Origin of the sequence: Photorhabdus aballayi, from assembly GCF_026153155.1 — a bacterium.
GTDB lineage: Bacteria > Pseudomonadota > Gammaproteobacteria > Enterobacterales > Enterobacteriaceae > Photorhabdus > Photorhabdus luminescens.
Genome location: NZ_JAPFCD010000018.1, coordinates 69,967 through 84,439 on the forward strand (window position 1 = coordinate 69,967; position 14,473 = coordinate 84,439).

The 14,473-nt window shown below is 41.8% G+C and carries 13 protein-coding genes and 2 pseudogenes; 4 read left to right on the forward strand and 11 right to left on the reverse strand.

Features of this window, described 5'->3' with window-relative positions; all coding sequences use genetic code 11:
• Positions 1-3: 3 nt before the first annotated feature.
• Complete coding sequence (gene xseA / locus OO184_RS11710; RefSeq protein WP_265379340.1) at positions 4-1,377, reverse strand: exodeoxyribonuclease VII large subunit; 1,374 nt, start codon at positions 1,375-1,377, stop codon at positions 4-6.
• Positions 1,378-1,549: 172 nt separating this feature from the next.
• Here xseA and guaB point away from each other — a divergent pair, with 172 nt between their 5' ends.
• Both guaB and guaA read left to right on the forward strand, forming a co-directional pair.
• Complete coding sequence (gene guaB / locus OO184_RS11715; protein ID WP_265379341.1) at positions 1,550-3,016, forward strand: IMP dehydrogenase; 1,467 nt, start codon at positions 1,550-1,552, stop codon at positions 3,014-3,016.
• A gap of 73 nt (positions 3,017-3,089) precedes the next feature.
• Positions 3,090-4,667, forward strand: a complete 1,578-nt coding sequence (gene guaA / locus OO184_RS11720) for a glutamine-hydrolyzing GMP synthase (RefSeq protein WP_265379342.1) — start codon at positions 3,090-3,092, stop codon at positions 4,665-4,667.
• Between the two features lie 265 nt (positions 4,668-4,932).
• Here the strand turns inward: guaA and OO184_RS11725 are convergent, their stop codons facing one another.
• Positions 4,933-5,175 (reverse strand): helix-turn-helix domain-containing protein, encoded by a 243-nt coding sequence (locus tag OO184_RS11725; protein WP_265379353.1) that lies wholly within the window; start codon positions 5,173-5,175, stop codon positions 4,933-4,935.
• A 396-nt stretch (positions 5,176-5,571) separates the two neighbouring features.
• Between OO184_RS11725 and OO184_RS11730 the strand changes: the two are divergent.
• Positions 5,572-5,796, forward strand: a pseudogene (locus OO184_RS11730) (addiction module antidote protein).
• On the opposite strand, the pseudogene OO184_RS25455 reads toward OO184_RS11730, so the two are convergent.
• The 3 genes and pseudogenes from OO184_RS25455 to OO184_RS11745 all read right to left on the reverse strand — a co-directional run.
• Positions 5,787-5,898, reverse strand: a pseudogene (locus OO184_RS25455) (IS630 family transposase); the annotation flags it as partial. The pseudogenes OO184_RS11730 and OO184_RS25455 overlap by 10 nt on opposite strands.
• Positions 5,899-5,932: 34 nt before the next feature.
• Entirely contained in the window at positions 5,933-6,265 is a 333-nt protein-coding gene (locus OO184_RS11740) for a type II toxin-antitoxin system HicB family antitoxin (protein ID WP_265379343.1), read from the reverse strand.
• A gap of 358 nt (positions 6,266-6,623) precedes the next feature.
• On the reverse strand, positions 6,624-7,061 hold the full coding sequence (locus OO184_RS11745; protein ID WP_265379344.1) for a DUF2335 domain-containing protein: 438 nt from the start codon (positions 7,059-7,061) through the stop codon (positions 6,624-6,626).
• 339 nt (positions 7,062-7,400) lie between these two features.
• Here OO184_RS11745 and rlmA point away from each other — a divergent pair, with 339 nt between their 5' ends.
• On the forward strand, positions 7,401-8,219 hold the full coding sequence (gene rlmA / locus OO184_RS11750; RefSeq protein ID WP_265379345.1) for a 23S rRNA (guanine(745)-N(1))-methyltransferase: 819 nt from the start codon (positions 7,401-7,403) through the stop codon (positions 8,217-8,219).
• A gap of 83 nt (positions 8,220-8,302) precedes the next feature.
• On the opposite strand, the gene mntP is transcribed toward rlmA, so the two are convergent.
• The 6 genes from mntP to OO184_RS11780 form a co-directional block, all read right to left on the reverse strand.
• Complete coding sequence (gene mntP / locus OO184_RS11755; protein ID WP_265379346.1) at positions 8,303-8,884, reverse strand: manganese efflux pump MntP; 582 nt, start codon at positions 8,882-8,884, stop codon at positions 8,303-8,305.
• A 433-nt stretch (positions 8,885-9,317) separates the two neighbouring features.
• Entirely contained in the window at positions 9,318-9,776 is a 459-nt protein-coding gene (locus OO184_RS11760) for a DUF986 family protein (protein ID WP_265379347.1), read from the reverse strand.
• A 65-nt stretch (positions 9,777-9,841) separates the two neighbouring features.
• Positions 9,842-10,708 carry a PTS mannose transporter subunit IID gene (locus OO184_RS11765; RefSeq protein WP_265379348.1) on the reverse strand — a complete coding sequence of 289 codons (867 nt, stop codon included), beginning with the start codon at positions 10,706-10,708 and terminating at the stop codon, positions 9,842-9,844.
• 13 nt (positions 10,709-10,721) lie between these two features.
• On the reverse strand, positions 10,722-11,522 hold the full coding sequence (locus OO184_RS11770; RefSeq protein ID WP_088374421.1) for a PTS mannose/fructose/sorbose transporter subunit IIC: 801 nt from the start codon (positions 11,520-11,522) through the stop codon (positions 10,722-10,724).
• A 76-nt stretch (positions 11,523-11,598) separates the two neighbouring features.
• Positions 11,599-12,582 (reverse strand): PTS mannose transporter subunit IIAB, encoded by a 984-nt coding sequence (gene manX / locus OO184_RS11775; protein WP_265379349.1) that lies wholly within the window; start codon positions 12,580-12,582, stop codon positions 11,599-11,601.
• A gap of 499 nt (positions 12,583-13,081) precedes the next feature.
• Positions 13,082-14,446 (reverse strand): L-serine ammonia-lyase, encoded by a 1,365-nt coding sequence (locus OO184_RS11780; RefSeq protein ID WP_265379354.1) that lies wholly within the window; start codon positions 14,444-14,446, stop codon positions 13,082-13,084.
• Between the last annotated feature and the right edge of the window lie 27 nt (positions 14,447-14,473).

Below are 14,473 nucleotides of genomic sequence, written 5' to 3' on the forward strand. Positions count from 1 at the left end.
CCACTATTTCAGATTTGCAGATCGTTTTTTCCGTTCTTTCTTGATTTTCAATACTTCACTCTCAATCCAGCCATCTTGTAAACGGGTATTCAGGACATCACCAACATGTACCTGTTTAGTTTGTTTCAGTAATTTTCCATCCGAGGTTTGACTGATGTTATAACCACGGGCCAGTGTCGCCAGAGGGCTAACAGCTTCCATCCGTGAACAGGAAATAGCAAATTTTTCTCTGGAACGGCTGATTTGCCTTTCGATCGCTTGTCTTAACCGAAAATCTTGTTGCTGAATCTGTTGGCTATATTGGTGGATCTGCGGGCTAGGTTCTGCGTACCAGAGCCGTTGCTGTAATTTCTCATAAGCCAGGCTGCTTTGCTTTAAGTGCCGTTGTAAACTGTCAGTGAGTCGTTGGCGTAAACTGACCAGTAAGTTTTGCTGACGCGCTAGTCGTAAATGAGGATGTTGTTGCTGTAAACGATGAGATAACAGACTGAAAATACGTTGTTTTTTGGCAAAGAAGTAATCCATTGCCATTTCCAACCGCTGTTGTTGCGACTGAATGTGGCGTAACAATTCGAGCTGATTACGGCTGACTAACTCAGCCGCCGCTGATGGTGTCGGGGCGCGTAAATCTGCGACAAAGTCAGCGATAGTGACATCCGTTTCATGACCGACCGCACTGACTATCGGAATATTACTGTGAAAAATCGCTCTGGCGACTTGTTCGTCGTTGAAACTCCATAAGTCTTCTAAAGAGCCGCCTCCGCGTCCGACAATCAATACATCGCACTCCCGCCGTTCATTAGCTAATTCAATAGCTCGGATAATCTGTAACGGCGCTTCTGTTCCCTGAACCGCTGTCGGATAAATGATGATGGGTAATGATGGATCACGGCGCTTTAAAATGTTCAAAACATCATGCAGGGCTGCGCCGCTGGCTGAAGTAATTACACCAAGCTGTTGAGCAGGGGATGGCAACGGTTTTTTATGGCTTTGGTCAAATAACCCTTCTGCACTGAGTTTTTGTTTCAATAATTCAAACTGTTGCTGTAACAAACCATCACCGGCGGGTTGCATACTTTCAACAATAAGCTGATAGTCCCCTCTTGGCTCGTAAAGCGTGATTGCCGCACGGACCAAAATCTGCTGACCATTTTGTGGCCTGAATGTCACCCGCTGATTGCTACTGCGAAACATTGCTGCCCGCACTTGGGCACGCTCATCTTTTAGCGTGAAGTACCAGTGCCCGGAGGAGGGTTGAGAAAAGTTGGATATTTCAGCGCTTAGCCAAATTCTACCCATTTCCATTTCGAGCAGTTGCCGAACCGTCTGATTCAGGCGACTAACAGAAAAAATTCCAGTGTTAAAAGATAGTGACATGTGAGTAAGATCAAATTTCAAAACAATAACTTAATGTGCTGATACTAACCTGCATCATGAAGTAAGCAAGAAATTTTTTGATAAAATGCTGGAGGCAACCGATTACGTTCTGTATAATGCCGCGGCAATATTTTATTCCTTAAATTTTCAGCAGATTGGTGAGATATTGCTTATGTTACGAATTAAAAAAGAAGCTTTAACCTTCGATGATGTTCTGTTAGTTCCTGCTCACTCTACTGTTTTGCCTAACACTGCTGACCTGTCTACTCAACTGACTTCCACCATTCTTCTAAAAGTGCCTATGTTGTCTGCCGCTATGGATACCGTTACTGAATCCGGTTTGGCTATCGCATTGGCTCAGGAAGGTGGAATGGGTTTCATCCATAAAAATATGTCTATTGAGCGTCAGGCAGAAGAAGTTAGCCGAGTCAAAAAACATGAGAGCGGTGTTGTGACAGATCCGGTCACTGTGGCGCCGGAAACAACGCTGCGTGAAGTTCAAGAATTGACCGAGCGTAATGGTTTTGCGGGTTATCCGGTCGTCACTGAAGGAAATGAGTTGGTTGGTATTATTACTGGCCGTGATGTACGTTTCGTTACCGATTTGGATCAGCCTGTTACTGCGGTAATGACGCCTAAAGAGCGTCTGGTGACAGTAAAAGAAGGTGAAGCCCGTGAAGTTGTGTTGCAGAAAATGCATGAAAAACGTGTTGAGAAAGCGCTGGTAGTTAATGAGAACTTTCATTTACTTGGCATGATCACGGTTAAAGATTTCCAGAAAGCGGAACGTAAACCGAACGCCTGTAAGGATGAACGTGGTCGTTTACGTGTTGGTGCTGCGGTTGGAGCGGGTGCTGGCAATGAAGCGCGTATTGATGCATTGGTTGCCGCTGGTGTTGATGTTCTGCTTATTGATTCCTCGCATGGTCATTCTGAAGGGGTACTGCAACGTATCCGTGAAACTCGCGCTAAGTACCCAGACCTACAAATTATTGGTGGTAACGTGGCGACCGGGGAAGGCGCAAAAGCGCTGGTAGCGGCTGGCGTCAATGCGGTTAAAGTCGGTATTGGTCCCGGTTCTATCTGTACTACCCGTATTGTTACCGGTGTAGGGGTGCCGCAAATTACCGCTATCTCTGATGCGGTTGAAGCATTGGAAGGCACTGGTATTCCAGTTATTGCCGATGGCGGCATTCGTTTCTCTGGCGATATTGCCAAAGCCATCGCCGCGGGAGCGTCGTGTGTTATGGTGGGTTCAATGTTGGCAGGGACAGAAGAGTCACCGGGAGAAATTGAGCTATACCAAGGACGTTCATTTAAATCTTATCGTGGCATGGGATCATTGGGAGCGATGTCTAAAGGCTCTTCTGATCGATATTTCCAAACTGATAATGCCGCAGACAAATTGGTACCGGAAGGTATTGAAGGCCGTGTTGCTTATAAAGGTTTGCTGAAAAACATTGTCCATCAGCAAATGGGAGGCTTGCGTTCCTGTATGGGGCTGACCGGCTGCGCAACTATTGATGAATTGAGAACCAAAGCAGAATTTGTTCGCATCAGTGGTGCAGGTATTCAGGAAAGCCACGTTCATGATGTCACCATTATCAAAGAGTCTCCAAACTACCGGTTAGGTTTGTAATCCATATTTATTGTGGCCCATATAAGGGCCACTTATCTCTATTTGTTACTTGTTTTTTTGGAATTCACCGCACATGACAACTAATATCCATCAGCACCGCATTCTTATCCTTGATTTTGGTTCGCAATATACTCAATTGATTGCTCGCCGTATCCGTGAAATCGGGGTTTATTGTGAACTTTGGGCATGTGATGTCACAGAAGAGCAAATCCGCGAATTCAACCCAAGCGGCATTATTCTTTCCGGTGGCCCGGAAAGTACCACCGCCCAAGGAAGTCCACGTGCACCTGAATATGTTTTTAACGCTGGCGTTCCAGTTCTGGGGGTTTGCTATGGCATGCAAACGATGTCAGTGCAGTTTGGTGGTAAGGTAGAAGATTCTACTCAGCGTGAATTTGGTTATGCTCAGGTTGAGATTAAAACGGAAAGTGCATTATTCCGTGGAATCCAGGATTCATTAAATGAGCAAGGTAAACCATTATTGGATGTATGGATGAGTCATGGTGATAAAGTTACTGCAATTCCTGAGGATTTTATCACTATCGCCAGCACTGATACCTGTCCATTCGCCATCATAGCAAATGAAGAAAAACGTTTTTACGGCGTGCAATTCCACCCGGAAGTCACCCATACCCATCAAGGGCAGCGTATATTGGAGCGTTTTGTCCTGGATATATGCCAATGCGAAGCGCTGTGGACACCTGCTTCTATTATCGAAGATACCGTTGTACGCCTGCGTGAACAGATTGGTGAGGATCACGTTATTTTGGGGCTGTCCGGTGGTGTTGATTCCTCTGTTACCGCATTGTTACTGCATCGCGCAATTGGTAACCGCCTGACTTGTGTATTTGTTGATAATGGTTTGTTGCGTTTGAATGAAGCTAATCAGGTGATGGAAATGTTTGCCGGCAAATTTGGGCTGAACATTGTTCATGTTCCGGCAGAGGATCGCTTCCTTGCTGCACTGGCTGGCATCAATGATCCGGAAGAGAAACGCAAAACAATTGGCCGTGTGTTTATTGAAGTCTTTGATGAAGAGGCAAGTAAACAGACTCAGGTTAAATGGCTGGCACAAGGTACTATTTATCCAGACGTCATCGAATCAGCGGCATCTGCGACAGGTAAGGCACACGTTATCAAATCTCATCATAACGTAGGTGGTTTGCCGGAAGAGATGAAATTGGGTCTGGTGGAACCTTTGAAAGAGCTGTTTAAAGATGAAGTACGTAAAATTGGTTTGGAATTGGGATTGCCTTATGACATGTTGAATCGCCATCCATTCCCCGGCCCCGGTTTGGGCGTTCGCGTGTTGGGTGAAGTGAAGAAAGAGTACTGCGACTTGCTGCGTTGTGCCGATGCTATTTTTATCGAAGAGCTGCACAAAGCTGATTTGTACAATAAAGTTAGCCAGGCGTTTACAGTATTCTTGCCAGTTCGCTCCGTGGGTGTGATGGGGGATGGCCGTAAATATGATTGGGTTGTTTCGCTACGGGCAGTAGAAACGATTGATTTTATGACCGCGCATTGGGCGCATTTACCATACGATTTCCTGGGCCGGGTTTCTAACCGGATCATCAATGAAGTCAGTGGGATATCGAGAGTTGTCTATGATGTCAGCGGTAAACCACCTGCGACTATTGAGTGGGAATAAGTTCTCAAAGTCTATAGACATCGGTTGAAGCCTAAATTAAAAACACCAATAAAACTAAAACGTTTTTTGGTGTTTTTATCTATGGTATGTACTGAACTATATTCATTTGTTGAATATAATTGAGATTGGATTGAAGAGGTTTTAACTCATGAGAATGTGTGCCATAGCGGCCCATTAACAAAGCTGAATGTGTTAAATAGAGAAAAAAACTATTATGGAGCTGGTTAATAAGTTGATTGAAGAATATTAAGAATAAACTTGATATTCATCTTAACTTACTGTTAAAGCTAGGTTTTTTCAGCTTTATTTTGTCTACAATCTTGGCTGGATCTAGTGACAACAAACGGGCTATGCGCACAAATTCCACGACATCTAGTCTTCTTTCACCATTTTCAACTTTGGCTATGAATGATTGAGGACGGCCGAATGCTTGTGCCAGTTTTTCCTGTGTATACCCGTTATCTTTCAAGTTGCCTCTTTGTTGGCTGCACTCACTCACCCCGGTCACATAGTTTGCTATGCTCCCGGGGATTCGCTCCCTTGCCGCCGCGATGCATCTTGAAATCCATAGGGTATAATGCTTTTTTCCAAGCGTGTTTCGCGTAATAATCGGATAACATGCTGATATTCCTCTGAGTAAATCGAGCTCATTCATTTTGCCTTAATAAAAAATCCTAAGATAGAATATCTCTCATTTGTAAAAATAGCCAAAATAAGAAAAAAGAAACTTTACTGGCTAAATTGTCAAGAAACCCAAGTTTGAAGTCTTCGTGGCGGTAATAAAAGCACATAAAATAAAGGTATTAAACAGGTTTTACAATTGCTCGCAGTTGGAAAGAATAACATGATGAATGAACAGTTTACCTGTTGGGATTCAGCAGAATATCTGAAAACTAAAGCTGACATGGCTGCGTATTTGAATGCCTGTATTGAAGAAACGGGTAATGATCCTACCTTTATTGTGCGTGCGTTAGGTACAATAGCGCGTGCACGTGGTATGGCTTAGGTAGCAAAGGATGCAGGTCTGTCTCGTGAGAGTTTATACCGGGTGTTATCTGGTGAGGGAAACCCGGAGTTTGGCTCTATTTTGAAAGTCGTTAAAGCATTAGGTTTAAAACTCCATGTGTAACTACATTGATGATTGCAAGTGACTATTTTATGCAAAGATAACCACAACCGTTCTATTATTGTTCGACCAGGAAGAATAGGTCGGTAAAAACAATAAAGTAAAATGCCCCAACAGAGTGGAGTGGGGAATGTGTTAATCAATTATGCGCGGCTTTAGTTAATATCTCACTAATCCACTGATTAACACTTTTTCCTGAAATTTCCGCAGCAATGTTTATTGCCGAGTGAATTTCCGGAGGAATTCGTAAGCTGATTTTACCACTGGCTGGGCGTTGAGGTGGACGTCCACGGTCAGCACAGTAAGTCAAATAATCATCTATTGCCTCTTCAAAAGCAGTGCATAATTCGGTTACATTATCAGCATGAAAACCGATTACATCACTGATGCCAGCAATATGACCGATTAAACACTGATCTTCATCGCTATATTCAATTTTTGCAGCATAGCCTTTATACGTCATGGTATTCATGGTGTTATTCCTATAGCCTCAAGAAATGTTCTGGCATCACGTACCTGATAGGGTTTGGCTTCCTCAAGTGATATTAAGATATCTCAGTCATCAATTTATTTTATATTCGTGACTATTCTACTAATGAAAACGATAAAATCAATAATGAAAAATTTATTATAAGAAATTATATTGATTTTTTATGAAGTAATATTTTAGTAAATGATGAAATAATAGAGTAAGAATGATATATAACCACCAATAGTTTACTGATGGTGATCCTCTTTTACTAGCCCTAATTATTAGGTAGAGTAAAAATCTATAACAATATAAAAGAAAATATTTTTACCTGACCTATATCGGTTCATTTTATAAATGGTTACGGATTTCTATTTAAAACATAAATAATTAGAATCGTTGTTACAGTACCGCTTCCGATAATTGCTGCTAACCAATTATGCCCGTTTAAACCTAAGATTAAAGCAACAAGCAGAGAGATAAAAGTGAGTAATAACCCATAACTTTGTCCTCTTATACTTTTTCTTACCATTTTCTCTAAGGTAACTTTTTCCATCTCGTGTCTATGCTTCTGTTGTTGTTCGATTAGGGTTAGAAATCGGTCAGCATCTCCCTTTGTATGTTGTTCATGAGGCGTTAATATCTCTGATATCGTCTCTTTCCCTGTAGATAATATGATTTCATCATTGAATTGCTTTAATACGGCAGCAAAGTCCATATGAACCTTATCCAGATCATCTGCTAAAGCGTTAACGTCACTTTTCTGTGGGATAAAATCAAAATAGTTTGTATTGGGCATAATATCGAATTTCGGTGAAATTGATCTTAATTTATTAAAATATTGTATGAAAATGTTTATTATATTATCTGCATTATTAGTTGTTTCTATTAGTTAAATGATTTATTAACAATAATATTTTATTGGCTTTTGATTTAAGAATCATACCTGATAAATAGATTTATTCCATAGAAATATTGCGAGACGCTTCAAAGAAGGGACTGAAAATAATAGAATATAATTTCATTCAAGATAATGATTCATCGTTTATATAGAATTATTAATTAGGATGATTTACGACGAAAAGTATCAGAATATGCTATAGTGTCGGCTAGTTTTCGCTTATATTTTTGGAATCTTATGTCTTATCAATGCCCCTTATGTCAGCAATCTTTATTGCTCGCTCGACAGCAATGGCGCTGTGAAAATAATCATCAGTTTGATTGTGCTAAAGAAGGGTATGTCAATTTGATGCCCGTTCAGCATAAAAAGTCCAAGGAGCCGGGGGATAGCCCAGAGATGATGCAATCAAGAAGAGCATTTTTGGATGCAGGGCATTACCAACCATTACAACAACGGGTTTCACAATTACTGGAAAAGTATCTGCCAGAAAAAGCAGAGAGTTTGCTGGATATAGGATGTGGTGAAGGTTATTACACTGCTGCGGTTGAAGCACAGTTAAACAAGAGACGTAATCTTAAAATCTATGGGTTAGATGTTGCTAAGATCGCGGTTCGTTATGGCGCTAAGCGCTATCCTGCTGTTAGCTTTTGTGTTGCGTCGAGCCATCGTTTGCCATTTGCCGATAAATCGCTTGCCGGGATATTAAGGATTTACGCGCCTTGCAAAGCGGAAGAACTGGCAAGGGTGGTTAAGCCACAGGGAATTGTTTTGACAGTCACTCCTGGTCCTCGCCATCTTTATCAGCTCAAGGAGTTGATTTATCAAAATATTCATCTTCATCCATTGAAGGCAGAACCGTTGGCAGGATTTGAATTGATAACCGATGAATCGTTATCCTATCCAATGAAATTAGATGGCGTGCAAGCGTATCATTTATTACAGATGACACCATTTGCTTGGCGAGCAACAGAAGATGTGAAAAAAGAATTGGCAGATAGAGCGCTGTTTGAATGTGAAACTGATTTTATACTGCGGGTCTATCAATGCCTTAATTGATCAAGATTTCAGCCCAAAATATAGCGTTTAACAGATATACCTTATGGAAAGGTAACGGGTATAAATATTTTGGGCTGGTGGCGTTATTTAGCGTACATAAATAATTCGAGGTGCTCAAATAAGATGTTGAAGCCAATTGCAATCAGAGTCAACCCGCCAATAAGTTCAGCACGTTTGCCGAGTAGTGGGCCAATATAACGGCCGATTAACATACCCAATGTTGCCATAATCATTGTCATCATGCCGATGGCCATTGCGGTATGTACGATATTGACTTGAAGGAAAGCGAGCCCGATACCAACAGCCATTGCATCCAGGCTGGTGGCAATGGCTGTTGTTATCAACACTATTGAATTATGGCGGCAGGGTGATTCACATTTTTTTTCCCGCTTTTCTTTAAAACTCTCTGTAATCATTCTACAACCCAGAATGAATAACAGAGCGAAAGCAATCCAGTGATCCCACTCCATAACATACTGACTGGCATAAAGCCCTATAGACCAGCCAATTAATGGGGTACAGGCTTCTACCAAGCCAAATATCAAACCTGTACGAATTGCTTCACGAAAATGTGGTCTATGTAGTGAGGCCCCTTTGCAAATTGCAGCAGCAAAGGCATCCATTGAGAGAGCTAAAGCCAAGATGAGGGTTGCGTACATATTCATTAATATAGCCTCGGTTGGGTATTTCCATATACATATAACTCCACCCCCAACCAATGATGGCGCTATATGCAATGGTCTTGCCAACCGAGTTAATAGCTATCCCATTAGGCTATTGTATTTGCTATTTTGAGCAACAATAATGCCTGTTAAGATAGTAATAAGGTTACCCGCACCACGTTTATTTTGTAACGAGCGTGTTGATACGGGCTTTTCGGAGAAATTAACTAAATCGTTTCTCTGAAACAGGCTACTCCCCATGACAATTTAAAAGATAGCACAATAATTCAAAAAGGGAAAATAATATTATTTTTAAGGTTAAGGCATGATATTGATAATAATTATCATTATCTGTTTTATGGGAAAAATAAAAGCCAGCATAAGGCTGACTGTTTATTATTTATTATTTATTTTTTTATTTATTATTTTTTCTTATCTATCTGTTTTCGATGAGGAATTTATAAATTCTTTCTAAATCATCAAGTTGGGTTACTGATATATATAATTTCTTGTTTTCTAAACCAATAACCAGAATTCCATCTTCAGATAAATTCATGGTTTTTATCCGACTATAGGAAATAAAGGTATTTGCATAGAAGAAACCGTCATTTTTGAAAAGTAATTTAGGCGAACGTATATAGGCAATATAAATAGTCACCAGGATAGTAAACAGTAATAAATATGTGGTTAAACGGCTGCCATAAGAGGTGATATTGTTATAAACAACAATAAGTGTCAGGATAATAAAGATGAGTGTATCAATTCTATGTTTTCTTTTTAGCTTTATTTGTAAGTAAGTTTTTCCTTTCAGCAAGTTAACTATGAATTCATCATAAACAGCAAAAGCTAGCATTAGTATGATTAAACCAACTAATACCATATCATTAAGGTTCATTCCTTATCCCTATATTGCCATAAAAAGAAAATATGGGGAGGCATTCCTCCCCGAATGATGTTGTTCTAGAGACCGAGGAAACCAAATTTGGCGCCAATAATCCCCAAAATAAAGAAGCCAATAATGATCCACAGGGCATTGACTTTATTCCGTAATAACCACATACAGGCAAATGTCAGTAAAAGTGGCACCAGGCCTGGCATCAACTGATCGAGGATATTCTGGACCGTGGTTATTGTCGTTTCACCTGTCTGTTGGTTAGGAATTTCTGATACAACCAACGGGATATTGACTTTTGTCCATTTATTAACTAATGCCCCCATGACAAATAGACCAAGGATTGACGCTCCTTCCGTCATTTTTTGCAGGAAGCCGCCACCCATATCCTGAACGATATCGATCCCTTTCTTGTAACCATAGGAGATACCTGAATAGAGAACCAATAGGCGTACCAGGTTGAATAAGAAGAAGAATAAGACAGGCCCAAGCCAGCTGCCACTCATTGCAAGGCCAGCACCTAAAGCAGCAAATACTGGACGGACTGTCCCCCAGAAAATAGGGTCGCCGACACCTGCCAATGGCCCCATCAAACCGACTTTGATACCGTTGATCGCACCATCATCAATGGCTGCGCCGTTAGCACGCTGTTCTTCCATTGCCATCGTAACACCCAGTACAGGCGCAACGACGTAAGGGTGAGTGTTAAAGAATTCAAGGTGGCGTTTGAGTGCCTGTTTACGCTCATCGGTATTTTCTGGATACAAACGACGAAGAGCTGGAACCATAGAGAAACAGAAGCCCAGGGCTTGCATACGTTCAAAGTTCCATGAACCTTGAAACACATTAGAACGGAGGAATACACCACGGATATCACTGGGTGTCAGTTTTTTCTGGCCTGCTGTCTGAGCAGCCGTTTTTGTTGTATCTAACATGTTGCTCATCCTTTTAATCTAATTCGTTATCAAGATCGTTATTGGTGTGTCCAGGGGCAGCAACTACCTGAGATTTGTTATATTTAGGACTTAGCTGGATGTACAGCACGGCCATAACAATACCAATAATGCCTAATGCGACCAGGTTAAAGTTGGTGAATGCCGCTGTAACGAAGCCGAGGTAGAAAAAGGGCATTAAGTAGCCGGCACGCATCATGTTGATAACCATTGCGTAACCTACAACGACGATCATACCCCCAGCGATGTTTAAGCCATCGGTCACCACTTTTGGAATAGAAGCGAGTAACTGCTGGACTTCGTTGGTGCCGACCGATAGTGCCACGATCAGGGCAGGGATGGCGATACGCATAGCCTGGAGCAGTAATGCGGATAGGTGGATAAAGCTAATCGCACGCAGGCTGCCTCGTTCTGCTGCGTTGTCAGCCGCATGCTGGAAGGCGACGGTGATGGTGCGTACAATGATAGTCAGAACCTGTCCTGCTGCTGCCAACGGAATAGCCAAAGCAATACCTTCACCGATATCACGACCACCAGCGATGACCAGAATTGTGGAGATGATTGATGCTAAGGCCGCATCCGGGGCAATGGCAGCACCGATATTCATCCAGCCAAGAGCGATCATCTCTAGCGTACCGCCGATAATGATACCGGTTGTCATATCACCGAGAATGATCCCGATTAAGGTGCAGGCCACGAGTGGGCGATGGAATTGAAATTCATCAAGAATGGAATCCATTCCGACTATACAAGCCACGATGAATATCAATGTAATTTGAACAACGGTAATTTCCATTGTTTGTCTCCTGTAACCAAATTAAATTTGGTAAGAAATTTTTATCATTTAGTAATATTTTGTCGTTGAGTAATAGTTAAATTGCTCTGATCTGATTTTCGTTTTTAACCTTCTGGAGTAGATCCATCATTTGTAAACGGCTGTCACTGGCAACCTTACGGGCTTCAAGTTCAATGCCTCGTTCATCTAGTTTTTTGAAGGCTGCAATATCAGTTTCATCAACGGATATTGCGTTGTTAACTTGCGTTTTTCCCTGACGGAAAGCCATTCCACCGATGTTGACAGAAGTGATATCGACACCATCTTCGACTAAACGCAAAACATCTGTTGGGTTTGTAAACAGCAACATGACGCGTTCATTGGCATATTTCGGGTTGTTATAAACGCGAACACATTTTGCAACGTCAACAACGTGAGCGCTGAGCCCCGGTGGAGCAACTTGTTTTAGCAAGGTGGTACGGACAGTATCGGCAGCAACTTCATCGCTGACGACAATGATCCGTTTGACATTGGTTTCTTTTGTCCAACGAGTAGCGACCTGACCATGAATGAGTCGGTCATCAATTCGAGCCAGTGCAATTTTCATATGACCACCGGTTGATGGCGCAAATGAAGGCGCCGCAACGGATGCTACAGGTTTGGCGGGTTCAGCTTTTTGAGGTTCTTCTGTTTTCAGGGCCCGGATGCCTTCTTTCCCTGTTTCCAGAGCAACAGAAACCAGTTCTGCTAGAGATGGGTCATCATCTCGACACATAAAGGTTTCAACCAGCATCGGAACGTTAACTCCGGTGATTATCTCATAATTCTCTTTATCTACAGCGATACGGCTAGCCGCATTGAATGGACTTCCTCCCCATGTATCGACAAGAAATAGTACACCTTGCTCGGTATTAAGCGTTTCCAGCTTACTGTTGTATTTTTCAAATAAGGTATCGGCATTTTCACCAGGAACGAAGTCAATGTAAGAAACATTTTCTTGCTCTCCAATTAACATCTCTGCGGTACGAAGCAGTTGCTCAGCCGCAGCCCCGTGTGTGCCAATCATAATGGCTATACTCACCTGTTTTCCCCTCTGTTAACAAAATATAAACGCAGGATTATTACAAAGTTACTGCAATAATTTTGATGAATCATTCCTCCAATAAAAATCTTATTTGTATGAATAATGACCTTTTATCAATATGATACCTAAATATTTGACTTGATTTAGACTTTATCTCTTATTGACTGAAAAAATCGGCTGTTAGATTAACATTAGAAATAGCGGAGGAAAATTGCTGTCAGTCAGAAAAAATGAAATAGATAAAAATGTTAACCACAAAACAATTTAATAAGCTAAAAATTGTAAAATTAATTTATAATTATCTATAATTTGTTTATTGTTAGATGTTTATTCTGTTTCCGGTAACATCTTATTAATTTAAAATTGAAAACATATTCATCTTTTTAGATCAAAAGATGATCATTTTAAGTTTTGGTTAAAAAATATCCCGACCATAAGGTAGGGATATTTTCATCACAGAAGCATTTATTGATTAAAAAACAGGTTATTTATTTGATTAATCGCACTGAACCTTGATTGCCAGACCACCGCGGGATGTTTCGCGATATTTAGCGTTCATGTCTTTACCTGTTTCGTACATGGTTTCAATGACTTTATCGAGAGAAACACGTGGTTCACTGGTACGGCGCAAAGCCATGCGTGCAGCATTGATTGCTTTTACTGAAGCAATGGCATTTCGTTCGATACAAGGTACTTGTACTTGGCCTGCCACTGGGTCACAGGTAAGGCCGAGGTTATGCTCCATACCGATTTCAGCCGCAATACAGACCTGTTCAGCGCTACCGCCAAGCAGTTCAGCCAAGCCGGCTGCCGCCATCGAGCAGGCAACACCCACTTCGCCTTGGCAACCCACTTCAGCTCCAGATATTGATGCATTCATTTTATAAAGAATGCCAATAGCGCCGGAAGCCAGGAAATAGCGGATATAGAGCTCTGGCGTTACAGGTTCAATGCAGTGGTTGTAATAAGCGAGTACGGCAGGAACAATGCCGCAAGCGCCATTGGTTGGCGCGGTAACAACACGCCCACCCGCAGCATTTTCTTCATTGACTGCCAGGGCGAACATATTCACCAAATCCACAACATTCATTGGATCATTAGATAGATTGTTTGATGAGGTCAGCATGCGATGTAGTGCCGCAGCCCGGCGTGGTACACGCAACGGCCCAGGTAAAACGCCTTCCGTGTTCAAACCGCGTTCGATACAAGCCTGCATGGTATCCCAAACATCGGCAAAATAGGCATTAATTTCATCTTTGCTGTGGAGATCTAGCTCATTTTTCATCATTAAACCGGAAATAGATAATCCGGTTTTATTACAATTCATCAGTAATTCTTTTGCTGAATTGAATGGATATGAAACGGGTTTGGTATCCTGAGAGGGTTTACCAAAGTGTTCTTCATCAACAATAAAACCACCACCAATTGAGTAGTAGGTTTTGCTATAAACTTTTTTGTCCCCCGCGAATGCGTGAATTTGCATACCGTTTTCATGTAATGACAGATTGTCACTGCGGAAAACCATGCCGCTATCACGCGGGAAATCGACTTCATGTAAACCGTTAGCCAGCTTAATACGCTGTGTTTGCTCTACATCACGAATAAAACCGGGGATCGAATCAATATCAACGGTGGCGGGTAAATTACCTGCTAGACCCATGATAATAGCGATATCCGTATGATGACCCTTGCCGGTTAATGAGAGTGAGCCGTAAACATCGACGGCTACACGCGTGATAGAAGGCATTAATCCCTGGTTTACCAGATCGTCGACAAACTGTTTGCCGGCTTTCATCGGGCCAACCGTATGAGAGCTAGATGGGCCAATACCGACCTTAAACATGTCGAAAACGCTAATCACGCAAGACTCCTTAAAAAAGATAGAGAT

Excerpts from the sequence above, each read along its gene's own strand:
- OO184_RS11760 (WP_265379347.1), bottom strand. The coding sequence starts at position 9,776 with ATGAACCTTAATGATATGGTATTAGTTGGTTTAATCATACTAATGCTA.
- OO184_RS11765 (WP_265379348.1), bottom strand. The coding sequence starts at position 10,708 with ATGTTAGATACAACAAAAACGGCTGCTCAGACAGCAGGCCAGAAAAAA.
- OO184_RS11740 (WP_265379343.1), bottom strand. The coding sequence starts at position 6,265 with ATGAATACCATGACGTATAAAGGCTATGCTGCAAAAATTGAATATAGC.
- OO184_RS11770 (WP_088374421.1), bottom strand. The coding sequence starts at position 11,522 with ATGGAAATTACCGTTGTTCAAATTACATTGATATTCATCGTGGCTTGT.
- guaB (WP_265379341.1), top strand. The coding sequence starts at position 1,550 with ATGTTACGAATTAAAAAAGAAGCTTTAACCTTCGATGATGTTCTGTTA.
- rlmA (WP_265379345.1), top strand. The coding sequence starts at position 7,401 with ATGTCTTATCAATGCCCCTTATGTCAGCAATCTTTATTGCTCGCTCGA.
- xseA (WP_265379340.1), bottom strand. The coding sequence starts at position 1,377 with ATGTCACTATCTTTTAACACTGGAATTTTTTCTGTTAGTCGCCTGAAT.
- mntP (WP_265379346.1), bottom strand. The coding sequence starts at position 8,884 with ATGAATATGTACGCAACCCTCATCTTGGCTTTAGCTCTCTCAATGGAT.
- guaA (WP_265379342.1), top strand. The coding sequence starts at position 3,090 with ATGACAACTAATATCCATCAGCACCGCATTCTTATCCTTGATTTTGGT.
- OO184_RS11745 (WP_265379344.1), bottom strand. The coding sequence starts at position 7,061 with ATGCCCAATACAAACTATTTTGATTTTATCCCACAGAAAAGTGACGTT.